Here is a 22,733-nt window from a genome sequence, read left to right on the forward strand (position 1 = left end):
GGTTTTGTCTGTCTGGGATGTCGGGCGATCAACCGTGCCAATAGAACATGGCCTTGGCCAGGATCACGATCAACACCATGTGCCCGAGGATGCTGCGGCGAATCCAGCTGGCGCGGGTCGTGGTCAGTCGTGCGCTTTTCAGCCAATACGCCAGCAGGAAGTAATGGCCGATGATGCTCAGGGCCAGCAAGATCTTCAGGCTCAGCAACATGCCAAAACTGCTCGCCAGCGGCTGACTCAATACACCACGGTGTTGCCACGCCAAGCTGATGCCGGCGCCATACAACAGCAACACCACGCCATGCAGCACCTTGCGTGAACGCACTGCAATCGCTTGATCGGCGCTCGTTTGCGCGGTAACCGCCACCTGCTGGCGGGCGTTGTGCCAGATCACCACCTCGAAAAACAGCGTGCCGATGAAGGCAATCGCCGCCAGCAAGTGGGTGACCAGTAAAAAGGGATATAACACCGGCAGCCTCCATCAATTCACTTGCTTAGCCTGGATGACCGTCCACCCGGGCCCGCAGCAGCATCGGCCCATAGCGCCAGGCATACAGCGCAAACGCCAGCGCCCAACACAGACCGGCCAGCCACAACGCAGGCAAGGGAAAGAACAAGATCAACACGACCCGGCTCAAGCACGCCAGGTTGAGCAAAATGAACGCCAGAGTCATGCCCGACGGCGGCTCCAGCGAGCGGCCCGTATGCCCCAGGCTGACCCGCGCGATCATCGCCAGCACCAAGCCACCCATGGCGCCGATGGTCAGGCAATGCACCGCCAGACTCGGGTTAATCGGCACACCGAAATGCCACAGCGCCATTGCGAGACAGGCCACCGCCAACCAGGCATAAGCCAGGTACAACGACCACAGCAGCGGCACACGCCAGAGGGCGCGATCATGCCAGCGAACCAGGCGTACCAGATGCCCGGCGGCCAACACGGCGAACAACAGGCCCACCCCTAGATTGGGGTCAAGCGCAGGTCCGGCGGCGTACAACAACGCCACCATCGGTGAGCCAATCAGCAGCAGCCAATCCAGCCAGGGCCAAGGAGTAACGCCTTCGACCTTGCCGAGGCCGCGCTGGATGAAGAACGGAATGACGCGCCCGCCGATCAAGCCCATCATCGCCGCCACCAGCCAGAGGCCGGTCAGTACGCCTTGACGCTGTAAGCCTTCATGACCTTCGACCAGGCCGTACAGGGACAACCCGTCGGCCGCCGTTAACAACAGCAGCACCACCGCAATCGGGTAGTTACGTTTCTGCCGCACCTTCCACAAGGTGAAACCCATGAGCGCGGCCACCGCCAGCGGGAACGCCAATTCCAGCACCGCGAGCACGGGCAACGGTGCATTGACCAGCCAGGCCACGCGCGCCAACAACCACAGCAACGCCAGCGCGGCGAGTGGTCGCCCGCTGATGCCGGGACGACCGGTCCAGGTCTGCACCGCCGTCAGCAGAAAGCCCGCGATGATCGCCAAGCCGAACCCGAACAACAATTCGTGTCGATGCCAGCCCAACCAGCCACCCGCCGGCTGCCAGCCGGAAAGCCCACCACTGAAGGCGGCCAGCCAGAGCGGAATGACCAGCACCGCCAGCAGGCAGCCAGCCAGGAAAAATGGCCGAAAGGCCAAACGTAACAGCGGCGCGATAGCCATCGCTTTACGGCGGTCAAGCACTTGCATAAAGCCACTCCTTTACCTTGCTGCTGACCTGACTCCAACCCGTACGCGTCAAGGTAAGTCCGGGGGCAATCATCGGGTATTGACGATCAATTGCCTTTGTCGCAGATCAAGTGTGCAAGGGGCGTGCCCCGATGCTGATCCGCGCCAGTAGCAAGCCTCGCGTGCCGCCGATGAAATCCATTCAGGGTATAAATGACCCCTTAATGGTCTTTTAAACCCTAAACTTCGTGGTCGTTTTTACCCTCCTATCTGACAAGCCTAATAAACAAAGGCCTCCGGGCATGGCCCGCGTCTTGCTCAAGCTTTCAGCAATCAAAGAAACCTTGATCCCTCTCGATCCCCAGGAGTCGTCATGAAAAAAGTCATCCAGCCACTGGCCTGGTTTGTGGTGTTGACCTCGGTTCTGGCGTTGGCCAGCGGCGTCTCGCTGGGCCTCGTTTGACTTGACCGCCATCCCCTCCTCAATCTTCAGGATGAATTCTTATGGTGCTTCATCGCGTCCATCACCAGATTCTGCGCAGTCATCACTTGTTCGAGCCGTTGAACGAAGAACAGCTGGATGAATTGATGAGTACCAGCCACTTGTTGAGCATCGACAAAGGCGAACCGTTGTTCCGCCAGGGCGAGCCGGCAGACTCGTTTTATTTCGTGATTGCCGGGGCGGTGAAAATCTACCGCCTGACACCGGATGGGCAGGAGAAAGTGTTTGAGGTCATTGGTGATCGGCAAACCTTTGCCGAGGCGATGATGCTGATGGACACCCCGAACTATGTGGCCTCGGCCGAAGCGATCTGCCCGACTCAGCTCTATCGGTTATCCAACAACACCTACATGCGCCTGCTGCAGAGCAATAGCCGGCTGACCTTTGCACTGCTCGGCAAGCTTTGCGTTCGCCTGCACCAACGGGTCAACGAAATCGAAACCCTGTCCCTGAAAAACGCCACCCACCGGGTCGTGCGCTATCTGCTGACGCAACTGGTGCGCCAGCAAACCGTTGACAGCCAATTCGAACTGCCGATGGCCAAGCAATTGATTGCCGGACATCTGTCGATCCAGCCGGAAACCTTTTCGCGGATCATCCGTCGCCTGATCGATGAAAAAATCATCACCCAGGACGGCCGCCTGATCGCCATTCTCGATCGTCTGCGTCTGGAACAGTTCGAGTGAGTGCCATGCCCGTCTGTTTGTATTGCCAACACGCCAACCCCGCACAAGAAACCGAGTGCCGCCAATGCGGCATGCCCCTGCCGGCATTCGCCGCACAGGCGGGGGAACGCCGGCTGCGCCAATTCATGTGGTTCTGCATCGGCCTGACGATTTTCTGCGTGACGATGTTTTTCTGGCTGCCACGCAGCATCTCCTGAAGACACACAGTCCCCTGTAGCAGCTGGCGAAGCCTGCGTTCGGCTGCGCAGCAGTCGTAAATCCTGAGTCCCCTTTTTACCTAACACACCGCGGGGACTGGGTTTACGACTGCTGCGCAGCCGGACGCAGCCTCGCACGCTCGGCAGCTGCTACAGACCGTGTCGGTCAAGGCTGGGTCAACTGCCGATACAACTGCGGCAAGCGCAGGGGTAATTGCTCGGGCTGGCGGATCAAGGTGTAGCCATTGGCACCGAACATGTAAGGCAGGTAATCCCCGGCCTCGCGATCAATCGTGATACAGAACGGCGTCAACCCCTGACGCCGCGCCTCCAGCACCGCCTCGCGGGTGTCTTCAACGCCGTAGCGCCCCTCATACAAATCCAGATCATTCGGTTTGCCATCCGTGAGCAGCAGCAACAGTTTGCTGCGTCGTTTGCTCTTGCCCAGCAGTTGGGTGGCGTGGCGGATGGCGGCGCCCATGCGGGTGTAATAACCCGGTTTGAGCCCTTGAATGCGACCGCGGGTGTTGTCGTCATAACGCTGGGTGAAGGACTTGAGTTCCTGCATGCGCACTTGATGACGACGCAGCGAGGAAAATCCGTACAGGGCGAAATCATCACCCAGCATCGACAGGGTTTCGCCGAACAGCAGCAAACTGTCGCGGATCACATCAATCACCCGATGCTCATCGTTCAAGTGCGCGTCGGTGGACATCGACACATCGGCCAGTAACAGGCACGCCAGGTCGCGACGCGTCTGCCGTTGCTCCATGAACAGACCTCGTTCCGCACATTGGCCATGCTCGCGTTCAACGTGAAAATCCAGCCAGGCCTGCATGTCCAGTTCAGACCCTTGGGGTTGCTGGCGTAACCATTGGCGATCATTGCGCAGGTGCTCGAACTGGCGGCGCAGACGGTGCGCCGAGGCTTTCAGCCGTGGCGGCAGTGGCTGCGCCTCACAGTCGCGGGGCACCATCATTTGCAGATTGACGAAGCTGTCCTGCATCTGCTGTTTGCGGTAATCCCACTCCGGCAGCTTGATGCCCTCACCCAAGGGGATATCGTCGACATCGGCCGGCGGCAAATCCAGGTGCAGCTTGAGGCCGCCGCCCTTGCGCAGACGGGTGCGCGACAAGCTCAACTCGTCGAGGTCCTCGGCGACTCTGGCCGCGTCCGGGTCTTCGCTGTCGTCTGACCAGCGATCCAGGTCCACGTGTTCGGTCCAACTGAACAGGTTCTCCAGACGCACGATCAACAACCCACCGTCGCGGCTGCCTTCATCGATCCGCTTGGCGCGTTTGCTTGCGCCTTTCTGCTCACCGGGCGGGGTCGTCAGCGTCTCTTCCGACTCGTCCCCCAGGTCTGCAGCCTGCGGACTCGCGAGGTTTTGCGGCGGGTACAACCACAGCGGAAGCGGCCAGGCGGCCCGTTCGCTGCGGGGGAAATGTTCGACACTGCCTGGGTCGCGCAACGCCTGACATAACGCCCGTTCCAGGGCCGCTTCGCCGGAGTTCAATGTGGCCGGATCCGGGCGAAGTTGCAGATGAGCATCGACCAAACGTTTGTACCGGGCACGCAACGCGGGATAGCGCCGCAACAGCTGTTGCGTCCAGCGTTGATTGTCCCGACCCCAATGCCGCATCTGCCCGGCCTGCGCCGCGAGCAATGCGAGCCAACGATAGAGTTCCTCGTTCAGTGCGACTTCAGGAAACACCGCGAGGCTCGACGGCAGACGAAGGTTGGTCTCATCGCACCACGCCAGGGGCACTTGCTTGCAGGTGCCGGCGATCTGCTGCAGTACGTTGCGCCGCAGCAGCAGATCGCGGTCGCTGGCGGCTTCGACACCGACGCCGTTGGCGCCGCCCATGGCGCGAAACAGCAGCGCCAGCGGACGTTGCTGGCTGGCCAGTTCGACACGCGCCTCGGGGAAATCCGGGCTGGCGCGCCGGGTGATGAAACGGTGCCAGACACTGCCCACCCATTCTTCCAGTTCGACGGTAAAGGCCATGACATTTGCCCTTTTCTGTAAACCAAAAAAACGGCCCGCTGTATCAGCCGGGCCGACCTTTTCTAGCCGTTACACCGGCTCATGAAGGAACCACGGCAGCCGGAGCGCGCAAGGCTGCGCGGCCACGTTGCTTGAAGCTGAACAGGTAACAGAGCAGTCCTGCGAGGAAACCGAGACCGGCACCAAAACGGGCCCAGAACAGCACCTGCAGGTGTTCGACCGTGGACATGAACGGCAAAGCAACCCCATCGACCTGCCAGCGTTGCAGGTAGACCTGCACGACACCGGCAGCGGTGAGGAACAGCGTGATCATCACCATCGACAGCGTCATCAACCAGAAGCCCCAGATTTCGAGGGTCTGCGAACGCTCGTCACCGGCTTCACCCAAACCCCGCAAGCGTGGCATGGCGTAGCTGATCAAGGTCATCACGATCATCGCGTAAGCACCGTAGAAGGCCAGGTGACCGTGAGCCGCGGTCAGCTGCGAACCGTGGGTGTAGAAGTTGACCGGAGCCAGGGTATGCAGAAAACCCCAGACGCCAGCGCCGAAGAATGCTGTGACGACGGTTCCCTTGGCCCACAGGGTCGCGGCGCGGTTCGGGTGTTGCCGCCGACGTTTCTTCACCATGCTGAAGGCGAAGATCACCATGGCCAGGAACGGTAGCGGTTCGAGGGCCGAGAAGATTGAACCGACCCACAACCAGACCTCAGGCGCACCGATCCAGAAGAAGTGGTGACCGGTGCCGATGATCCCGGTAATCAGCGCCATGGCGATGATCACGTAGAGCCATTTCTCCACGACTTCCCGGTCTACCCCGGTGATCTTGATCAGGACGAAAGCGAGCATCGAACCCATGATCAGTTCCCACACGCCTTCCACCCAAAGATGCACCACCCACCACCAGTAAAACTTGTCGCGGGCCAGGTTGCCGGGGTTATAGAAGGAGAACAGGAAGAACACCGCGAGCCCGATCAACCCGGTCATCATGACCATGCTGACGGTGGTCTTACGACCTTTGAGCAGGGTCATGCCGATGTTGTAGAGGAAGCCCAGGCACACCACCACAATGCCCATCTTGGTGATGGTCGGCTGCTCCAGGAACTCCCGGCCCATGGTCGGCAACAGTTCGTTGTGGGTCAGCCTGGCCAGGCCGGCATACGGCACCAGCAGATAGCCGAGGATCGTCAACACACCCGCGGCGGCGAATACCCAGAACAGGATGATCGCCAGTTTCGGACTGTGCAGTTCGCGGTCGGCTTCTTCCGGAATCAGGTAATAGGCGGCGCCCATGAACCCGAACAGCAGCCAGACGATCAGCAGGTTGGTGTGCACCATCCGCGCCACGTTGAAAGGAATGACCGGGAACAGAAAGTCCCCTATCACGTATTGCAGGCCCATGATCAAACCGAACAGCACCTGGCCGAGAAACAGGATCAGGGCAAATACGAAGTACGGTTTGGCTACGGCTTGCGAGGCGAATTTCAGATGCGGATTAGCAATGCTCATCGCTTAGCCCTCCTTGTTTGGCGGCCAGCCATTGGTGTTGATTTTTGAGCTCCATTTGAGGAACTCGGCGATGTCATCCACCTCCTGGTCACTCAACTTGAACTGAGGCATCGCGCGCCGGCCTGGTACGCCTAGTGGCTGCATTTTCATCCAGGCATGCAGAAAGGGTTTGAAGCCCGCCTCCCCGCCGCGCCGCTGGAACACGTTACCCAGCTCAGGCGCAAAGTAGGCGCCCTCGCCCAGCAGCGTGTGGCAGCCGATGCAATTGTTTTGCTCCCAGACCAACTTGCCGCGCACCACTGACTCGGTGAGCTGCGCTTCATTGCTGCGCTCTGGAAAGGTCTGTTCCGTGTGATAGGTCAAAGCCAGGAATATCAGGAAGAAGAAAATGCTTCCTCCGAAGTAGATGTTCCTGGCCATGCCTTTGGTGAAGGTGTCTGACATGGTCGCTTCCTCTTTGCTAGGCCCGTCCATCATAGGAAGCGAAGGGTTGAAACCTGCTTGATGGCGATCAAGAAAGTCAGATGGTTTTGGTCGGGTATTACACTTGAGCCCTACTCGGTCCATGTAATTGGATGGACTCGCCCTCGCTGTCGTTGGCTGTTTAGACTGCCACCGTGGCGCATTGACGCCTCGGCTTGGGCGAGTCCATCCAATTACAGGGATTGGTTAACGGAACGACACCAGCGTCAGGCCTACCACCGTCGCCAACACCAGCGCCCAGCTCAACATCAACCGGCGCCACAGCCGCGGCGCGTGGCGCATCTCCATGAAACCGTCGGTGATCAGCCAGGCCTTGCCCACCGCCACCAGCAAAATGGCAATCGACAGCAGCGATGTCGCGCCAACGTGCGCCAGCACCACGGTGCACACGCTTAACGTGGCGAGCGCTGCCCAACAGACGAGCAATACCCTGGAAACAGTCATGAGAACCTCGTCAACTCAGCACATAGACCAGCGGAAACAACATGACCCAGATCAGATCGACCATGTGCCAATAGAGCACGCCGGATTCAAACCCGCTGCGCGTGTTGGCGTCGTACAGGCCGCGGCGACAGCGCTCGGCCAGCCATCCGAGAATGAACATGCCGAGCAAGACGTGGAGAAAATGAAAACCGGTAACGATCCAGTACAGGGTGAAAAAGGTGTTGTGCTCCATGCCCAGCCCCGAGGCCAGCAAGTGTCGGTATTCCGTGAGCTTCAGCACCACGTAGACACTGGCGGCGAGCAACGCCATCAGCAGGAAGACGGCGCCGTGACGGGATCGTGAGCGCCTGACTTGCTCCTGCGCCAGCGCGGCGAACAGGCCCGCGGTGAGCAGGCTCAGGGTCATCGCCAGCCCGGTGGAGGTGTTCAGCAACAGACGGCTTTCACTGAACATCTGCGGCTTGAGCGCCTGGGTCACGGCGAACGCCAGGATCAGGATGGCGAACACCGACAGCTCGGCCAGAATGAAAAACCACATCGCCAGATCGCCCGGCAAGTGGCGTTGCGTAACGCCCGTGGACTCAGCCGAAGTGGACATCAACCACGTCCATCAGCGCCGCGACGGTCAGCGGATCATCGCTGAGCGGCTCGGCCAGGCAGGCCATGCACGCTTCACGGGGGCTCATGCCGGAGCGGATCATGCGCGCGGTAAAAATCAGCAGTCGCGTTGAGGCGACCTCCTCCAGATCATGTTGGTCGAGCCGGCGCAGTGCCTGGCCCAGCCGCACCACTTGCACCGCCAGTGCGCTGTCCACCTGAGCCTCGCGGGCAACGATGCGTTCCTCATCGGCCACCGGCGGATAGCCGAAACGCATCGCCACGAAGCGTTGGCGGGTGCTGGGTTTCATGCCTTTGAGCAGGTTCTGGTAACCGGGGTTGTAAGACACCACGAGCATGAAGGACGGCGGCGCCTTCAACACTTCGCCGGTGCGTTCCAGAAACAGCTCGCGACGATCATCGGCCAGTGGATGCAACACCACCACGGTGTCCTGGCGCGCCTCGACCACTTCGTCGAGGTAACAGATGCCGCCTTCACGCACCGCGCGGGTCAGCGGTCCGTCCTGCCACCAGGTGCCCTGGGCACCGATCAGGTGACGGCCGATCAGGTCGGCCGCGCTCAGATCGTCATGGCAAGCCACGGTGTACAGCGGCAGTTTCAGCCGATGGGCCATGTGCTGGACGAAACGGGTTTTGCCGCAGCCCGTCGGGCCTTTGATCAGCACCGGCATGCCATGTCTCCAGGCTTGTTCGAACAGCGCCTCCTCATTATTCAGCGGTTGGTAGAAGGGTTCGATCGGGTGTTCGCAAGACTGGGTACGGTCCATGGGCTGCCTGTTCCAAAAGCGGATTCAAGGAACACGCTACGGGCCCCTGCGACAACCTGGCAAGTGAGATGGCCGGCAAACTTGATCGTCGTCAAGCGAACATTGGCCTGCTCGGGCATAGCCTTGCACGGCACTAAGAACCTGCGTTCTGCGCTGCCGTTTCAGCACATCGCAAAGGTCTTGCCTGAGGAGAAATGGAATGCTGATCAGCAATAGAAAAACGTTTGCCCTGACCCTGACCACGCTTTGTTCGGCACTGGCCCTGTCGGTGAGTCATGCCGCCAGCGCTGAAGAGCCCGCCGCCGCGGCTACCCCGCCCATGGTCAAAACCGCGGGTGCTCCCGACATGAGCCAGGCCGAGTTCGACTCATCCAAGGAAATCTACTTCCAGCGCTGCGCAGGCTGCCACGGTGTGCTGCGCAAAGGGGCCACGGGCAAACCGTTGACACAGGACATCACCCAGAGCCGCGGACAGCCGTATCTGGAGGCCTTGATTACCTACGGTTCTCCGGCGGGCATGCCGAACTGGGGGACCTCCAATGCGCTGACCAAGGATCAGATCACCTCAATGGCCAAGTTCATTCAGCACACGCCACCGACTCCGCCGGAATGGGGCATGGCCGAGACGCTGAAAACCTGGAAGGTGCTGGTCAAACCCGAGGACCGTCCGAAGAAGCAGCTGAGCAAACTCAACCTGCCCAACCTGTTTTCGGTGACGTTGCGCGATGACGGCAAGATCGCCCTGATCGACGGTGACAGCAAGAAAATCGTCAAACTCATCGAGACCGGTTATGCGGTGCACATCTCGCGGATCTCTGCCTCAGGTCGCTACCTGCTGGTGATTGGTCGAGACGCGCGGATCGACATGATCGACCTGTGGCCGGTCGAGCCAACCAAGGTCGCCGAAGTCAAAGTGGGCATCGAGGCGCGCTCGGTCGAGACCTCGAAGTTCAAGGGCTACGAGGACAAGTACACCATCGCCGGCTCTTACTGGCCTCCGCAATTCACCATCATGGATGGCGAAACCCTGGAGCCGAAACAGATCGTCTCGACCCGCGGCATGACCGTCGACAAGCAGGAATACCACCCGGAACCCCGGGTCGCGGCGATCATCGCCTCCCACGAATGGCCGGAGTTCATCGTCAACGTCAAGGAAACCGGCAAGGTGATGCTGGTCAACTACCAGGACATCAAAAACCTCACCGTCACCTACATCGACGCCGCGCCCTTCCTGCATGACGGCGGTTGGGACAGCACGCACCGCTACTTCATGACCGCCGCCAACAACTCCAACAAGGTCGCCGTGATCGACTCCAAGGAGCGCAAGTTGACCGCGCTGGTGGACGTCGGCAAAACCCCTCACCCGGGTCGCGGCGCCAACTTTAATCACCCGACCTACGGACCGGTCTGGGCCACCAGCCATCTGGGTGATGACGGCATCTCGCTGATCGGCACCGACCCGACCAAACACCCGCAATACGCCTGGAAGCAAGTCGGCTCACTCAAGGGCCAGGGCGGCGGATCGCTGTTTATCAAAACCCATCCCAAGTCTCGTCACCTGTACGTCGACACCACCCTCAACCCGGACGCCAAGCTCAGCCAGTCGGTGGCGGTGTTCAACATCGACAAACTCGACGCCGGCTACACCGTGCTGCCCATCGCTGAATACGCGGGCATCAAGCAAGGCGCCATGCGCGTAGTGCAACCGGAATTCAACACGGCCGGCGATGAAGTCTGGTTCTCCGTCTGGAGTGGTCAGGCAGACGAATCTGCGCTGGTGGTGATCGACGACAAAACACTGAAGCTCAAGTCAGTCATCAAGGACAAACGACTGATCACACCCACCGGGAAGTTCAACGTCTACAACACCCAACACGACATCTATTGAGCTCCATCAATGCAAGGAAACACCATGAAAAATACTCTGTTCTCACTGTTCGCCCTGACCGCTGCGCTGAGCGCGCAGCCGGCCATGGCCCAAGACGCGCTGGAGCTGTTCAAGAGCAAACCCTGCGCAGCCTGTCACTCCATCGACACCAAGATTGTCGGCCCGGCGCTCAAGGATGTAGCGGCCAAGAACGGTGGCGTACCCGGGGCCGTGGACACCCTGGCCGGCCACATCAAGAACGGCACACAAGGCAATTGGGGCCCGATGCCAATGCCGGCAAACCCGGTGACTGAAGAAGAAGCGAAAATTCTCGCGACCTGGGTACTGACACTCAAATAACCGCCTGGAGGGCGCCATGATGGTTTATCGACACGCTGTGATTCTGGCGGCCCTCCTCCTCATTTGCGCAACCGCGGTTGCGGCGCCTGACGCCCAGCGTCAGGCGCAACTCGAACACCTGCTGACCCAGGACTGCGGCGCCTGCCATGGGCTGCACCTGACCGGCGGACTGGGCCCCGAACTGACGCGCGCAGCGCTGGCCGGCAAGTCACGGGACAGCCTGATTGCCACCGTCACCCAAGGCCGGCCCGGCACCGCGATGCCCGGTTGGGCTCCGTTGCTCAGCCCCGACGACATCCGTTGGCTGGTCGATCTTCTCCAGGGATATCCCGCACCATGATCCGTTCAATCTTGCTGTCAGCAGCGACCGGACTGTTGTTGTCCGCTTGCGTTCAACCACCGTTGCGCGGCACCGGCGACTTGGGCGTGGTCGTGGAGCGCGCCACCGGTAGCGTGCAAATCATCGAAAGCGACACCCACACAGCGCTGGCCCGACTCAAGGGTTTAGGCGACCTTTCCCATGCCTCGGTGGTGTTCTCCCGTGACCAGCGTTTCGCCTATGTGTTCGGGCGCGACGGCGGGTTGAGCAAAATCGATTTGCTGACCCGCCGTATCGATCATCGAGTCATCCAGGGTGGCAACAGCATTGGCGGCGCCATCAGTCAGGACGGCAAGTTGATCGCGGTGTCCAACTACGTGCCTGGCGGAGTCAAGGTGTTCGACGCCGACACCCTGCAACAGGTGGCCGATATTCCGGCGACGCCCCTGGCCGATGGCACCAAGCGCTCCCGGGTGGTCGGCCTGGTCGACGCGCCGGGACAACGTTTTGTGTTCAGCCTGTTCGATACCGGCGAGATCTGGACCGCCGATTTCAGTCACGGCAACACACCGCAGATCAGCCGTTTCACCGGCATCGGCGAGCAACCCTACGACGCCCTGATTACCCCCGATGGGCGCTATTACATGGCCGGCCTGTTTGGTGAAGACGGCATGGCGCAACTCGACCTCTGGCATCCAGAGCGCGGTGTGCAGCGAGTACTCGGCGACTACGGACGCGGCCAGGCGAAACTCCCGGTCTACAAGATGCCGCACCTGGAGGGCTGGGCCGTCGCCGACAACCAGGCCTTCGTGCCCGCCGTCGGCCGTCATCAGGTATTGGTGATGGATTCACGTACCTGGCAGCAGACCGCTGTGATTCCGGTGGCCGGTCAACCGGTGTTCGTCACGTCGCGCCCGGACGGTCGGCAGCTATGGGTCAACTTCGCCTACCCGGACAACGACCGGGTTCAGGTCATCGACACCGAAACCCATGCCGTGGTCGCGGATCTGAAGCCGGGGCCGGCGGTGCTGCACATGGAGTTCACCGCGCGCGGTGACCAACTGTGGCTGTCGTTACGCGACGGCGATCAGGTTCAGGTTTGGGATCCGTACAGCCTGAAGTTGCTAAGTACCCTGCCCGCCAGTGCGCCGAGCGGCATCTTCTTCAGCAGTCGCGCGCAGAAAATGGGGTACTGAAATGAACCTTGAACTGCTCAGCCGCCAACTCATCGAACGCTTCCAGCACGGCATGCCGCTGTGCGCGGCTCCCTATAAGGAAATGGCGCGGATCCTCGGTTGCCGCGAATCGCAAGTGATGGACTGCCTGCAAGAGATGGATCAGGCCGGCACCCTTTCCCGGATCGGCCCGGTGTTCGAACACAGCCGCGCCGGTGCCAGCACCCTCGCCGCCCTCGCCGTCCCGACCGAACGTCTGCAACAGGTGGCCGATCGTGTCAGTCAGTACCCCGAGGTCAATCACAATTACGCACGGGAGCATTTCTACAACCTGTGGTTTGTGCTGACCGGCCCTGATCGCCAACACATCGACCGTGTGCTCAAGGAACTTGAGAACGACACCGGTCTCATGCCGCTGGACCTGCCGATGCTGACCGCTTACCGCATCGACCTGGGCTTTGACCTTGGAGACAACCCATGAAACCCGGATTGAGCCCCCAACAAGCGCTGGCGTTGCGTCGGCACCTGGAAGCCGGTTTGCCGCTGGTACCGCGCCCTTATCAGGCCCTTGCCGAGCGGATAAAGACTGACGAAACCCAGGTGCTCGAGCAAATGCGCCAGTGGACCGATCAAGGGCTGTTTCGCCGTATCGGCCTGGTGCTGCACCATCGCGCGCTGGGTTTTACCGCCAACGCCATGCTGGTGCTGGATATTCCCGATGCGCTGATCGACGAAGTCGGCCAGCGCCTGGGGCAAGCCCCCGGTATTAACCTCTGCTATCAACGGCCCCGGCGCTTGCCGCAGTGGCGATACAACCTGTTTTGCATGGTGCACGGGCGTCAACGTGACCAGGTGGAGGCGCAGATTCAGGCATTGCTTGAAGAGCATCTGCTGAGCGACCTACCCCATCAATTGCTGTTCAGCACCCAGGTCTTCAAGCAGTGCGGCGGCCGCTTTGCGCCGTCGCGAACAGGAGCACCGACCCATGGATGACCTCGACCGTCGCCTGATCAACCGCTTGCAACTGGGCCTGCCGCTGGTGCGCCACCCCTGGCGGGTATTGGCGGCCGAACTGGAAACCAGCAGCACTGAACTACTCGGCCGGCTGCATAGCCTGCTCGATGACGGAATGCTCACGCGCTTCGGCCCGATGTTCGACATCGAACGCCTGGGTGGCGCCTTCACCCTCGCCGCGCTGGCGGTCCCGGAAGAACGTTTTGAAGACGTCGCCGAGCAACTGCAGGGCCTGCCGGAAGTGGCGCACAACTATCGACGCGAGCACGCCTGGAACATGTGGTTCGTGCTCGCCTGCGCAACTGAACATGACCTGACCGAGACCCTTCTTCGCATAGAAACCCTGACCGGCCTGCCGCTGCTCAACCTGCCCAAAGAGGAGACCTACCATGTTGGTCTGTATTTCCCGGCCTGAAGATACCCTCGTCCAGCGTCTGATCGTGTTGACCCAGGCCGGTCTGCCGCTGCTGGACGACCCGTGGGCGTGGCTCGCCGAACAGCTAGGGCTGAACATCGAAGCCACCCTGGATCTGCTCAAACGCTTGCAGGCCGAGGGCGCGATTCGGCGTATCGCTGCCGTGCCCAATCACTACCGGCTGGGCTATCGCCATAACGGCATGACGGTCTGGGATGTGCGCGACACCGACATGCCGCGCCTGGGCGCGCTGATCGGCGCGCAACCCTTTGTCAGCCACTGCTATCGCCGTCCGCGCCGAACCGAATGGCGCTACAACCTGTTCGCCATGGTTCATGGCCGCAGCAGCGATGAAATCAACGGCTACCGCGAGCACCTGCGCTACTTGCTGGGCGACGCCTGTGGGGCCGACGAAATGCTGGTGAGCAGCCGCATCCTGAAAAAAACCGGCTTGCGCCTGCCGCCCGCTTCGCGCTGAACACACCCTGACTCAAGGAGAGTGGCATGTTGAGGATCAGCCAATACCTGCGTGCACTGGCCGGCCAGTCGCCTGCGCCGAGAACCAGTCCACCGGGCAGTAATCGGGCGCCGGTGGTGATCTGGAACTTGCTCAGACGCTGCAACCTGACCTGCAAACATTGCTACGCCACCTCGGCCGACAGCGTCTTTCGCGACGAACTGGATACGGCCGCCGCGCTGACCGTGATCGACGACCTGCACGATGCTGGGGTCAAGGTGTTGATTCTTTCCGGTGGCGAACCGCTGCTGCGCGAGGATCTGTTTGTGCTCAGCGCCTACGCCCGGACCAAGGGTTTCTTTGTGGCGTTGTCCACCAACGGCACGCTGATCGATGAGCAGAACATCGCACAGATCAGCGCGGCGAATTTCGACTACGTCGGAATCAGCATTGATGGCCTGGAAGCCACCCATGACGCCTTCCGACAACTCAAGGGCAGCTTCGCCCGCTCCATGCACGCGATCCGGCTCTGTCGCGAACAGGGCATTCGCGTCGGGCTGCGCACCACCCTCACCCAGGAGAACCACCCGCAACTGCCCCAACTGCTCGCGCTGATGCGCGAGTACGACGTGCAAAAGTTTTACCTGTCGCACCTCAACTACAGCGGACGCGGTAAACGCAGCCGCAAACTCGACGCGCACCAGCAGATGAGCCGCGAGGCGATGACGTTGATCTTCGAGCGCGCCTGGGAAGACATTCAACAGGGCCGCGACAGCGATTTTGTCAGCGGCAACAACGATGCCGACGCCATTCTGCTGCTGCAATGGGCAGGACTTCGTCTTCCGGAGCATTACCCACGACTGGAAAAAATGCTCCGCGCATGGGGTGGCAACGCGTCGGGCAGCGGCATTGCCAACATCGACAACACCGGTGAAGTGCACCCGGACACCTACTGGTGGCAGCACTCGGTGGGCAATGTCCGGCGCACGCCGTTCCGCGCGTTGTGGCTGGATCGGCCGGATGCCTTGCTATTGCGCCTGCGTGAACATCCCCGCGCCGTCGGCGGTCGTTGCGCGCAATGTCGCTGGTTGCCCATCTGCAATGGCAACACCCGCACACGCGCCTGGGCCGAGGGTGATCTATGGGGCCAGGACCCCGGGTGCCATCTCAGCGATGACGAAATCGGTCTGCCGCCATTACCCACCATCCCTTGCATCACCCACTGAATAGCCCGTCCGGCCAACCACCTGACAAAGGTTGGAGCCGGGCAACCTGATGAAGCACCAAGGACGTCCCATGCCTCCATCGATTGCTATACCGGCCTCACTTGAGTCACCGTTCCGGCCGGGCGAAGTTGCCCTGGTCGGCGCCGGCCCCGGCGACCCACGCCTGCTGACCTTGCGCGCCTGGAGCCTGTTGATGCAGGCCGACGCCGTGGTCTACGACCGGCTGATCAGCCCCGAACTGCTGACCTTGATTCCCCTGACCTGCGCCCGCCATTACGTCGGCAAGGCCAGCGGCTGCCACAGCCTGCCCCAGGAACAGATTAACGAACTGCTGGCCGACCTCGCCGATCAAGGGCAGCGCGTGGTCCGGCTCAAGGGCGGCGACCCGTTCATTTTTGGTCGCGGTGCCGAGGAGCTGGAGTACCTGCTGCAACGCGGCATCGACTGTCAGGTGGTGCCGGGCATTACCGCCGCGTCGGGCTGCAGCGCTTACGCAGGCATACCGTTGACCCACCGCGACCTGGTCAATTCCTGCCGGTTCATTACCGGCCATTTGCAGCGTGATGGCGAGTTGTCGCTGCCCTGGAGCAGCCTCGCCGACAGTAGCCAGACCTTGGTGTTTTACATGGGCTTGTCGAACCTGGGGATCATCGCTCAACGCTTGATCGAAGCAGGGATGTCGGCTGATACACCCGCGGCGCTGATCAGCAACGGCACGCGCCCCGACCAGCACGTCGCCCGTGGCAAGCTGCACCAATTGCCGACCCTGGCGCTGGATTGTCCGCCGGGGATTCCGACGCTGACGGTGATCGGCACAGTGGTCGATCTGTTTGCCGCAGAACAGCTGGAATACCCGGCGCGGCTTTACCCGGCCCAAGCACTGCAACGCCGCGCCAAGGTGGCGATATGAGGCGCATGCTCCTTGCCCACCTGTTATGGATCAGCGCGGCTCAGGCCGGCGCAGTGGTTCCGGCGCTTGAACAAGCGGCGGAAAACTATGAGCAACATTGTCAGAGCTGTCACGGCATTAACCGTCTCGGCGGTGCGGGGCCGGCGTTGTTGCCGGAGAGCCTCAGCCGGATCAAACCTGATGAAATCCGCAGCGTGATCCAGAACGGCCGCCCCGCGAGCCAAATGGCCGGGTATGCCACTGTGTTCAGCCCCGCACAGATCGACGCACTGGTGGACTACCTTCAGCAACCGCCCGCCACCCCGCCCACCTGGAGCAATGACGACATTCGCGGCAGTCACTCGATTCTCGCGGACCTCAGCAAGCTGCCCACCACGCCCCAGCATGGCGCCGACCCGCTGAACCTGTTCGTGGTGGTGGAAGCCGGCGACCATCACATCGACATCCTCGACGGCGACCGCTTTGAAGTGCTGGCGCGGTTTGCTTCGCACTTCGCCGTGCATGGCGGGCCGAAGTTCTCGCCGGACGGACGCTTCGTCTACTTCGCCTCCCGTGACGGCTGGATCAGCCTGTATGACTTGCACAACCTGAAGTTGATCGCCGAAGTCCGCGCCGGCCTCAATACCCGCAACCTGGCGGTGAGCAAGGATGGACGCTGGGTGCTGGTGGGCAACTATTTGCCCGGCAATCTTGTAGTGCTCGATGCCCGCGATCTGTCGCTGGTCAAAACCATTCCCGCCATCGGTGAGGACGGTACCGAGTCACGGGTCAGCGCGGTCTACTCCGCCCCGCCGCGCGACAGTTTTATCGTGGCGCTCAAGGACGTGAAGGAAGTCTGGGAACTGTCCTGGGCCGGCACACCGGATATCCAACCACGGCGGATCTCGGCCGGGGATTTTCTCGACGACTTCTCTTTTTCACCGGACTACAAACAGCTGCTGGCCACGTCGCGCAAGGCCCAGGGCGGCCAGGTCATCGACCTCGACAGCGGCAAGGTGGTCACCGACATCCCGCTGCCGGGCATGCCGCATCTGGGCTCGGGGACTTATTGGAAACGCAACGGCGAGTGGGTGTTCGCCACGCCGAATATCAGCAAGGGGCTGATCTCAGTCATCGACTTCAAGACCTGGAAACTGATCAAGGAAATCCCGACCCTGGGGCCGGGTTTCTTCATGCGTAGTCACGTCAATTCACGGTATGCCTGGACCGACGTGTTCTTCGGGCCCGACAACGATGCGATCCACCTGATCGACAAACAGACCCTGGAAATTGCCCACACCTTGCGCCCGATGCCCGGCAAGACCGCCGCACACGTTGAGTTCACCCGTGATGGTCGTTACCTGCTGCTGAGCATCTGGGCCACCGATGGCGCGCTGATTGTGTACGACAGCGACACCCTCAAGGAGATCAAACGCATTCCAATGAACAAGCCTTCGGGCAAGTACAACGTGGGGAACAAGATTGAGTTTGCCGAGGGGACTTCGCATTAGGCCTTGTGCCCCAATACCGAAATATACATCGCACTTGTGGCGAGGGAGCTTGCTCCCGCTGGGGCGCGCAGCGCCCCTACAATCCGTCACTGGGTACATTCAGATTAAACGCAGGCGCTGGTTTTACGACTGCTACGCAGCCGATCGGGAGCAAGCTCCCTCGCCACAGGTTTGTCTTCGCCCTTTAACCCAAGGCGTATCCGTTATCGACTTTCCAGTCCTGCCCGTAAACACCCCGAGCACCCTGCGACAGCTGAAAAACAATCACATTGGCCACTGCCGCCGCATCGAGAAAATGCCCCGGCAACAGACGTTTACCAAGCGTGTCTGCAACATCGCCAAGCTCCCCCTCGCTCAACCCCAAGTGATCCCACATCGAGGTAGCCGTCGGCCCCGGCGAGACCAGATTAATGCGCACATCAAAACTCGCAAATTCCACCGCCAGCGTCCGCGCCTGAGCCGCCAGCGCAGCCTTGCTGGCAATGCACGCAGCCAACCCCGGAAAGCTCGAACCGGTCAGAAAACTCCCGACAAACACCACCGAAGCCGGGCTCGCCAATTCACCCCGCAACGCCGCCAGCGTATTCAACGCCCCGGCACCGTTGACCGCCCACTGGCGCTGAAAGGCCTGCATATCCAGGCTGTCAGCCATTTCGGCAATCCCCGCGTTAGGCACCAGATAGTCCACGGGGCCAATCGCCGCAGCGCGCTCGGCCAGCTCGCGCAGGTCTTGCTGATTCGTGACGTCCCCGGCAAACCATTGCAACCGTTCGCCGTAGATCTGCTGCAACGCCGGCAGTTCACCCAGGGTCCGTGACATCGCCAGCACCTTGACGCCGCGCGGTAACAGCGCGGCGCACAGTGCCAGGCCAATCCCGGAGCTGGCACCCGTGACCACCGCCAAACGATCCTGAAACTCGGTTTTCATCATTTACTCCTGGGCATCACGGATGCCAAGCACTGGGGACATAGCGAGCCCCTATCTTTGAGCAGATGAAGAAATACCGACTTGACGGCGATCAGATTTTCTCTACGGCGTTAGTGTTGCTGCAACAGCGCCGGAGTGATCTCGCTGAAGCGCAGCAAGCGACCGCCCTGTTCAGCGGCAAGCTTTTCAGCGGCCTCACGACTGGAGAACGACGCCAGCACCACGCCCATGGCGCCTTTGAGTTGGGTGCCGACCACGTAAAACGCGTCTTTGGCATCGATCAGGTGCGCGTCATCCGGCGCGTTCCACGGGCTGCGGCCCATGTCGTGGACATACAGTTTGGCATTGCCATGATGATTTTCCGGCTGCAACCACCAACCGATCATTTCTGCCGTGGAGCAGAACTTCTTGACCCCGTTCGGCTCGACGACTTCGCCCTTGGGTCCGGGGAATCCGTTGATGATCATCCCGCAGACGTGGCATTCATCACTGGGATGAAAGGCTGCGGCCGCATTGCTGTAGGTGGCTTGCGCCGGGTTGTCACAGGCCGTCAGAAACAGGCACATCATCAGGCCCGCCACCGCGCGCATCGTCGTCAGATAAAACGTATTCATCGTCAACTGCTCCTAAAAACCAAAGTGAAAATTCATGTCGCCCGGCGACGAAACAACAGCCAGGCCGAGCCCAATGGCGCCGCCACCCACAGCGACAGGCACAGCCAGAGCATCGAGCCCGGCATCGGCAAATCGCTGCCCAGGGTCAGCACACCCGTGGTGCCCGCGCCGGGCTCAAAACCGGAGAGGTTGATCAAGCGGTAGATGTCAGCGGGATTGAGCAGCAGCAACCAGGGCAGCACTTTGGGGTTGAACTGCCCTTCGCTGAGCACCAACAGCGCCAGCAGTGCCAGGTCGAACACCAGCACAAAGAAGAACCAGACACCCAACGCCAGCCCGGCCGCCGTGGATTTCTCGGCCGACACACTGCTCAGCACATAGGCCAGTCCCAGAAAGCCCCAACCCAGCAACGTCGACGACGCCATGAACCGGCCAAAAGCCCAGAGCAGCAGGCTCAGTTCGACATCGTCCACCAGCACCGCGATGGCCAGCATGGCGCAGCCGAAACCGATCAGTGTCGCCAGCGCCAGGATCAACCCGTGGCCGACAAACTTGCCCAGCAAAATCTGCCCGCGACCCAACGGGTACGTCAGCAACAGCAGCAACGTGCCGCTTTCGTCCTCGCCGACGATGGCGTCATAGGCCAACAGCAACGCAATCAACGGCATCAAAAACGTTGCCAGACTGGCGAGGCTGGCGATAGTGGCCGGCACCGAGGTGAAACCCAATTGCCCGGAAGCCGCGGCGCCCAGCCACGCGATGCCGATGGCCAGCACCGCGAACAACACACTGATCGCCAACAACCAGCGATTGCGCAAACCATCACTGAATTCCTTGCGAGCCATGTTCCAGACAGCGTTCATACGGCCTCCCCGATCGGCGCCGCACCGGCCCGGCTCATGTAGTAGCGGTAAATATCTTCCAGCGATGGCTGATGGATTTCCACGTCGGCCGGTTCGTCTTCATTGAACAGTTGGCGCAACAGCCCCACCTTACTGCTATTGAGCGCGGCCACTTCAAGCCCTTCGACGCCCCAGCGCTCGGTGACGTGCCCGGCGTTGTTCCAGCGTTGCTGCAAGGGCCCGGCGTGCTTGAGGCCGTTGGCGCGAATCAGCGTCGGCAATCCGGCTTCCTCACGCAAACTGCGCAGACTGCCGAGGGCCAGCAGGCGGCCCTGGGTCAGAATCGCGGCGCGGTTGATGTGCGCCTCGACGCCCGGCAACACGTGGGAGCAAAGAATGATGCTGGTGCCCTGGCTGCGCAGGCGATCGAGCAGCCGATACAGGTCCTGGGTCGCGATGGGATCGAGGCCGACCGTCGGTTCGTCGAGCAACAACAAACGCGGCTCGCCGAGCAGCGCTTGCGCCAGCCCCAGGCGTTGACGCATGCCTTTGGAGTAGGTCTTGACCCGTCGATGCGCCGCACCGGCCAGGCCGACTTCCTCCAGCAGTTCGTCCACTTGAGAGAACGCGGCGCCTTTGAGTCGCGCGAAATGGCGCAAGGTCTCAACACCGCTCAGCTGCGGGTAAAACGTGACGTTTTCCGGTAGATAACCGAGCAAGCGCCGCACGTGGGGATCACTGGGTAAACGGCCGAACACCCTGACCTGCCCTTCGCTGGGCTGGAGCAGGCCAAGCACCAGTTTCATGCTGGTGGTCTTGCCCGCGCCGTTGTGCCCGAACAAGCCCAGCACTTCACCTTCCGCCAGGCTGAGGTTGAGCTTATGCAACACCGTGGCGTGCCCATAACGCTGGCTGACGCCTTCGATATCGATGACGTTCATGAGGTGGGCTCCTGGATCAGGGTTTGAGTGGATGACTTCATCAGCGGATGGCTGTCCAGCACCCCCGGCGATTTCATCACCGGAAAGGCCCGTTGCACCCAGCGCAGCAACTCGATGCTGGGGCTGTTCATCAACAGCCGCACTTGCGGGTACAGCCACAGCAGACGGTCAACGTTGTCATTGGGTTCGTAGGCGATATCGCCGAGGCCGTCGTTGTTGCGGTCCCAGCCCAGGTAATCGCTCCAGTAATTGCCCCGGCCATCCGCTGACCATTCCTGCAAGCGGGTGGCGACGTATTTGACCTGCCGCTGGTTGCCGACAAAAGCGTTGTCGGCGATACGGTTATCTTCCGAGCCGGCGGTGAGGTGGATGCCCACGGCGCTGTGCTCGAAGTGGTTGTGTTCGATGCTGTTGAACAGCGAGTTGTAGATGAACAGCGCCTTGCCCTCGGCACCGCTGATCATGCTGTCGCCGGTCGAGCCGTCGCGCACGTCAGTGACGAAGTTGTCACACAAGGTTGAATAAGTGATGTAGTTCATCAGGATCCCGTAGTTCTGATCCTGTTCGGAGCGATTGCCGATCACCGTGAGCTTGCGGCTTTGCATCAAGGCATAGCCAGTGCGGGTGCGGCGGGTGATATTGCCGATCAGTTGGTTATCGTTGGCGAACATGTAATGCACGCCGTAGCGCAGGTCTTCCAGGGTATTGCCCTGCAGCAGGTTGCCGTTAGAGGTGTCGATGTAGATGCCATCGCGGGTGTCGCGCACCTGGTTGCCAATGACCTTGGCGCCATGCACCGCATACAGATGAATGCCGTTGCCACGATCCTGCGAGCGCATTGTCGGATCACCCTGAATGCGATTGTCGATCAGGCTTACATCCTGAGTGCCGTCGACCCAGATACCGAAACCCTGGCCTTGCATGCGGTTGCCTTTAATCACCGCGCCATGGGCCTTGGGCTGGATGAACAACGCCGCATTCATGGCGGTGAGGTCGTGCCCCCAGTCCAGAAACGTGCAACCCTCGATACCGACATCCGGCGCACTGATGATCAAGCCGTTGCCCTGCCCCTCGCCCTGAAATACCGCGCCCGGCTCGCAGACAATCTGCATCGGTTGATCGACACTGAACGAGCCACGGTAGTCCCCCGCCGGCAGGTGCCAGCGTTGCTCGGCGTCCACCGTCAACGGCAACGTGGTGATGGGTTGCACCGCCAGCGCGCTGCCGGACATCAGCAGGAGCGCAAGCGCAATGACCTTCACCGGGTTTCCCTTGCTATCAGTCATTGCTTGGCTCCTG

At 61.0% G+C, this 22,733-nt stretch carries 26 protein-coding genes; 13 read left to right on the forward strand and 13 right to left on the reverse strand.

The features are described from left to right. Positions 1 to 28: 28 nt before the first annotated feature. Together K5K95_RS25955 and K5K95_RS25960 are read right to left on the reverse strand one after the other, a co-directional pair. Entirely contained in the window at positions 29 to 469 is a 441-nt protein-coding gene (locus K5K95_RS25955) for a hypothetical protein (RefSeq protein WP_222586738.1), read from the reverse strand. Positions 470 to 494: 25 nt separating this feature from the next. Continuing rightward, complete coding sequence (locus K5K95_RS25960; RefSeq protein ID WP_222586739.1) at positions 495 to 1,685, reverse strand: NnrS family protein; 1,191 nt, start codon at positions 1,683 to 1,685, stop codon at positions 495 to 497. 483 nt (positions 1,686 to 2,168) lie between these two features. Here K5K95_RS25960 and K5K95_RS25965 point away from each other — a divergent pair, with 483 nt between their 5' ends. Both K5K95_RS25965 and K5K95_RS25970 read left to right on the forward strand, forming a co-directional pair. Next, positions 2,169 to 2,852 carry a Crp/Fnr family transcriptional regulator gene (locus tag K5K95_RS25965; RefSeq protein ID WP_222586740.1) on the forward strand — a complete coding sequence of 228 codons (684 nt, stop codon included), beginning with the start codon at positions 2,169 to 2,171 and terminating at the stop codon, positions 2,850 to 2,852. Beyond that, a complete protein-coding gene (locus tag K5K95_RS25970; RefSeq protein ID WP_222586741.1) occupies positions 2,849 to 3,049 on the forward strand; it encodes a protein DnrP in 201 nt (66 codons plus the stop codon). Before K5K95_RS25965 ends, K5K95_RS25970 begins: the two co-directional genes overlap by 4 nt. Before the next feature lie 166 nt (positions 3,050 to 3,215). Here the strand turns inward: K5K95_RS25970 and K5K95_RS25975 are convergent, their stop codons facing one another. From K5K95_RS25975 to K5K95_RS26000, 6 genes are all read right to left on the reverse strand, one after another. Continuing rightward, positions 3,216 to 5,057, reverse strand: coding sequence for a nitric oxide reductase activation protein NorD (locus K5K95_RS25975; protein ID WP_222586742.1), 1,842 nt, complete (start codon positions 5,055 to 5,057; stop codon positions 3,216 to 3,218). A 79-nt stretch (positions 5,058 to 5,136) separates the two neighbouring features. Then, entirely contained in the window at positions 5,137 to 6,564 is a 1,428-nt protein-coding gene (locus K5K95_RS25980; RefSeq protein WP_222586743.1) for a cbb3-type cytochrome c oxidase subunit I, read from the reverse strand. A 3-nt stretch (positions 6,565 to 6,567) separates the two neighbouring features. Continuing rightward, the gene (locus K5K95_RS25985; RefSeq protein WP_033062194.1) at positions 6,568 to 7,008 is read right to left on the reverse strand and encodes a c-type cytochrome; all 441 of its coding nucleotides are present in this window, start codon (positions 7,006 to 7,008) and stop codon (positions 6,568 to 6,570) included. 225 nt (positions 7,009 to 7,233) lie between these two features. After that, positions 7,234 to 7,491, reverse strand: a complete 258-nt coding sequence (locus K5K95_RS25990) for a cytochrome C oxidase subunit IV family protein (protein ID WP_222586744.1) — start codon at positions 7,489 to 7,491, stop codon at positions 7,234 to 7,236. A gap of 10 nt (positions 7,492 to 7,501) precedes the next feature. Further along, positions 7,502 to 8,089 carry a cytochrome c oxidase subunit 3 gene (locus K5K95_RS25995; protein WP_222586745.1) on the reverse strand — a complete coding sequence of 196 codons (588 nt, stop codon included), beginning with the start codon at positions 8,087 to 8,089 and terminating at the stop codon, positions 7,502 to 7,504. After that, positions 8,073 to 8,876, reverse strand: a complete 804-nt coding sequence (locus K5K95_RS26000) for a CbbQ/NirQ/NorQ/GpvN family protein (RefSeq protein WP_261398073.1) — start codon at positions 8,874 to 8,876, stop codon at positions 8,073 to 8,075. The genes K5K95_RS25995 and K5K95_RS26000 overlap by 17 nt, the downstream gene beginning before the upstream one ends. 199 nt (positions 8,877 to 9,075) lie before the next feature. Here K5K95_RS26000 and K5K95_RS26005 point away from each other — a divergent pair, with 199 nt between their 5' ends. From K5K95_RS26005 to K5K95_RS26055, 11 genes are all read left to right on the forward strand, one after another. Continuing rightward, positions 9,076 to 10,764, forward strand: a complete 1,689-nt coding sequence (locus K5K95_RS26005) for a nitrite reductase (RefSeq protein ID WP_222586746.1) — start codon at positions 9,076 to 9,078, stop codon at positions 10,762 to 10,764. Between the two features lie 24 nt (positions 10,765 to 10,788). Next, the gene (locus tag K5K95_RS26010) at positions 10,789 to 11,103 is read left to right on the forward strand and encodes a c-type cytochrome (protein ID WP_222586747.1); all 315 of its coding nucleotides are present in this window, start codon (positions 10,789 to 10,791) and stop codon (positions 11,101 to 11,103) included. A 16-nt stretch (positions 11,104 to 11,119) separates the two neighbouring features. Continuing rightward, entirely contained in the window at positions 11,120 to 11,443 is a 324-nt protein-coding gene (locus tag K5K95_RS26015) for a c-type cytochrome (RefSeq protein WP_222586748.1), read from the forward strand. Continuing rightward, the gene (locus K5K95_RS26020; protein WP_222586749.1) at positions 11,440 to 12,618 is read left to right on the forward strand and encodes a cytochrome D1 domain-containing protein; all 1,179 of its coding nucleotides are present in this window, start codon (positions 11,440 to 11,442) and stop codon (positions 12,616 to 12,618) included. The genes K5K95_RS26015 and K5K95_RS26020 overlap by 4 nt, the downstream gene beginning before the upstream one ends. Position 12,619: 1 nt before the next feature. Beyond that, complete coding sequence (locus tag K5K95_RS26025; RefSeq protein WP_222586750.1) at positions 12,620 to 13,078, forward strand: Lrp/AsnC family transcriptional regulator; 459 nt, start codon at positions 12,620 to 12,622, stop codon at positions 13,076 to 13,078. Continuing rightward, positions 13,075 to 13,590: an Lrp/AsnC family transcriptional regulator gene (locus tag K5K95_RS26030; protein WP_222586751.1), complete on the forward strand. Its 516-nt coding sequence runs from the start codon at positions 13,075 to 13,077 to the stop codon at positions 13,588 to 13,590. Before K5K95_RS26025 ends, K5K95_RS26030 begins: the two co-directional genes overlap by 4 nt. Further along, on the forward strand, positions 13,583 to 14,026 hold the full coding sequence (locus K5K95_RS26035; protein ID WP_222586752.1) for an Lrp/AsnC family transcriptional regulator: 444 nt from the start codon (positions 13,583 to 13,585) through the stop codon (positions 14,024 to 14,026). The genes K5K95_RS26030 and K5K95_RS26035 overlap by 8 nt, the downstream gene beginning before the upstream one ends. Beyond that, complete coding sequence (locus K5K95_RS26040) at positions 14,001 to 14,504, forward strand: Lrp/AsnC family transcriptional regulator (RefSeq protein WP_222586753.1); 504 nt, start codon at positions 14,001 to 14,003, stop codon at positions 14,502 to 14,504. The genes K5K95_RS26035 and K5K95_RS26040 overlap by 26 nt, the downstream gene beginning before the upstream one ends. Positions 14,505 to 14,530: 26 nt before the next feature. Further along, positions 14,531 to 15,709 (forward strand): heme d1 biosynthesis radical SAM protein NirJ, encoded by a 1,179-nt coding sequence (gene nirJ, locus K5K95_RS26045; RefSeq protein WP_222586754.1) that lies wholly within the window; start codon positions 14,531 to 14,533, stop codon positions 15,707 to 15,709. Between the two features lie 70 nt (positions 15,710 to 15,779). Beyond that, positions 15,780 to 16,619 (forward strand): uroporphyrinogen-III C-methyltransferase, encoded by an 840-nt coding sequence (gene cobA / locus K5K95_RS26050; RefSeq protein ID WP_222586755.1) that lies wholly within the window; start codon positions 15,780 to 15,782, stop codon positions 16,617 to 16,619. Further along, positions 16,616 to 18,109 carry a nitrite reductase gene (locus tag K5K95_RS26055; protein ID WP_222586756.1) on the forward strand — a complete coding sequence of 498 codons (1,494 nt, stop codon included), beginning with the start codon at positions 16,616 to 16,618 and terminating at the stop codon, positions 18,107 to 18,109. The genes cobA and K5K95_RS26055 overlap by 4 nt, the downstream gene beginning before the upstream one ends. A gap of 184 nt (positions 18,110 to 18,293) precedes the next feature. Here the strand turns inward: K5K95_RS26055 and K5K95_RS26060 are convergent, their stop codons facing one another. The 5 genes from K5K95_RS26060 to K5K95_RS26080 form a co-directional block, all read right to left on the reverse strand. After that, positions 18,294 to 19,037 carry an SDR family NAD(P)-dependent oxidoreductase gene (locus K5K95_RS26060; protein ID WP_222586757.1) on the reverse strand — a complete coding sequence of 248 codons (744 nt, stop codon included), beginning with the start codon at positions 19,035 to 19,037 and terminating at the stop codon, positions 18,294 to 18,296. A 110-nt stretch (positions 19,038 to 19,147) separates the two neighbouring features. Then, positions 19,148 to 19,651, reverse strand: a complete 504-nt coding sequence (locus tag K5K95_RS26065; protein ID WP_222586758.1) for a nitrous oxide reductase accessory protein NosL — start codon at positions 19,649 to 19,651, stop codon at positions 19,148 to 19,150. A gap of 32 nt (positions 19,652 to 19,683) precedes the next feature. Beyond that, on the reverse strand, positions 19,684 to 20,514 hold the full coding sequence (locus K5K95_RS26070) for an ABC transporter permease (RefSeq protein WP_222586759.1): 831 nt from the start codon (positions 20,512 to 20,514) through the stop codon (positions 19,684 to 19,686). Next, entirely contained in the window at positions 20,511 to 21,434 is a 924-nt protein-coding gene (locus tag K5K95_RS26075) for an ABC transporter ATP-binding protein (RefSeq protein WP_046027240.1), read from the reverse strand. Before K5K95_RS26075 ends, K5K95_RS26070 begins: the two co-directional genes overlap by 4 nt. Then, positions 21,431 to 22,720: a nitrous oxide reductase family maturation protein NosD gene (locus K5K95_RS26080; RefSeq protein WP_222586760.1), complete on the reverse strand. Its 1,290-nt coding sequence runs from the start codon at positions 22,718 to 22,720 to the stop codon at positions 21,431 to 21,433. The genes K5K95_RS26075 and K5K95_RS26080 overlap by 4 nt, the downstream gene beginning before the upstream one ends. Between the last annotated feature and the right edge of the window lie 13 nt (positions 22,721 to 22,733).

The organism is Pseudomonas sp. DR48 (assembly GCF_019823085.1).
In the GTDB taxonomy this organism is placed as follows: domain Bacteria; phylum Pseudomonadota; class Gammaproteobacteria; order Pseudomonadales; family Pseudomonadaceae; genus Aquipseudomonas.

Coding starts and splice junctions, on each gene's coding strand:
- K5K95_RS25960 (WP_222586739.1), bottom strand. CDS start 1,685: ATGCAAGTGCTTGACCGCCGTAAAGCGATGGCTATCGCGCCGCTGTTA.
- K5K95_RS25965 (WP_222586740.1), top strand. CDS start 2,169: ATGGTGCTTCATCGCGTCCATCACCAGATTCTGCGCAGTCATCACTTG.
- K5K95_RS25975 (WP_222586742.1), bottom strand. CDS start 5,057: ATGGCCTTTACCGTCGAACTGGAAGAATGGGTGGGCAGTGTCTGGCAC.
- K5K95_RS25980 (WP_222586743.1), bottom strand. CDS start 6,564: ATGAGCATTGCTAATCCGCATCTGAAATTCGCCTCGCAAGCCGTAGCC.
- K5K95_RS25985 (WP_033062194.1), bottom strand. CDS start 7,008: ATGTCAGACACCTTCACCAAAGGCATGGCCAGGAACATCTACTTCGGA.
- K5K95_RS25990 (WP_222586744.1), bottom strand. CDS start 7,491: ATGACTGTTTCCAGGGTATTGCTCGTCTGTTGGGCAGCGCTCGCCACG.
- K5K95_RS25995 (WP_222586745.1), bottom strand. CDS start 8,089: ATGTCCACTTCGGCTGAGTCCACGGGCGTTACGCAACGCCACTTGCCG.
- K5K95_RS26000 (WP_261398073.1), bottom strand. CDS start 8,876: ATGGACCGTACCCAGTCTTGCGAACACCCGATCGAACCCTTCTACCAA.
- K5K95_RS26005 (WP_222586746.1), top strand. CDS start 9,076: ATGCTGATCAGCAATAGAAAAACGTTTGCCCTGACCCTGACCACGCTT.
- K5K95_RS26010 (WP_222586747.1), top strand. CDS start 10,789: ATGAAAAATACTCTGTTCTCACTGTTCGCCCTGACCGCTGCGCTGAGC.
- K5K95_RS26015 (WP_222586748.1), top strand. CDS start 11,120: ATGATGGTTTATCGACACGCTGTGATTCTGGCGGCCCTCCTCCTCATT.
- K5K95_RS26020 (WP_222586749.1), top strand. CDS start 11,440: ATGATCCGTTCAATCTTGCTGTCAGCAGCGACCGGACTGTTGTTGTCC.
- K5K95_RS26025 (WP_222586750.1), top strand. CDS start 12,620: ATGAACCTTGAACTGCTCAGCCGCCAACTCATCGAACGCTTCCAGCAC.
- K5K95_RS26030 (WP_222586751.1), top strand. CDS start 13,075: ATGAAACCCGGATTGAGCCCCCAACAAGCGCTGGCGTTGCGTCGGCAC.
- K5K95_RS26035 (WP_222586752.1), top strand. CDS start 13,583: ATGGATGACCTCGACCGTCGCCTGATCAACCGCTTGCAACTGGGCCTG.
- K5K95_RS26040 (WP_222586753.1), top strand. CDS start 14,001: ATGTTGGTCTGTATTTCCCGGCCTGAAGATACCCTCGTCCAGCGTCTG.
- nirJ (WP_222586754.1), top strand. CDS start 14,531: ATGTTGAGGATCAGCCAATACCTGCGTGCACTGGCCGGCCAGTCGCCT.
- cobA (WP_222586755.1), top strand. CDS start 15,780: ATGCCTCCATCGATTGCTATACCGGCCTCACTTGAGTCACCGTTCCGG.
- K5K95_RS26055 (WP_222586756.1), top strand. CDS start 16,616: ATGAGGCGCATGCTCCTTGCCCACCTGTTATGGATCAGCGCGGCTCAG.
- K5K95_RS26060 (WP_222586757.1), bottom strand. CDS start 19,037: ATGAAAACCGAGTTTCAGGATCGTTTGGCGGTGGTCACGGGTGCCAGC.
- K5K95_RS26065 (WP_222586758.1), bottom strand. CDS start 19,651: ATGAATACGTTTTATCTGACGACGATGCGCGCGGTGGCGGGCCTGATG.
- K5K95_RS26070 (WP_222586759.1), bottom strand. CDS start 20,514: ATGAACGCTGTCTGGAACATGGCTCGCAAGGAATTCAGTGATGGTTTG.
- K5K95_RS26075 (WP_046027240.1), bottom strand. CDS start 21,434: ATGAACGTCATCGATATCGAAGGCGTCAGCCAGCGTTATGGGCACGCC.
- K5K95_RS26080 (WP_222586760.1), bottom strand. CDS start 22,720: ATGACTGATAGCAAGGGAAACCCGGTGAAGGTCATTGCGCTTGCGCTC.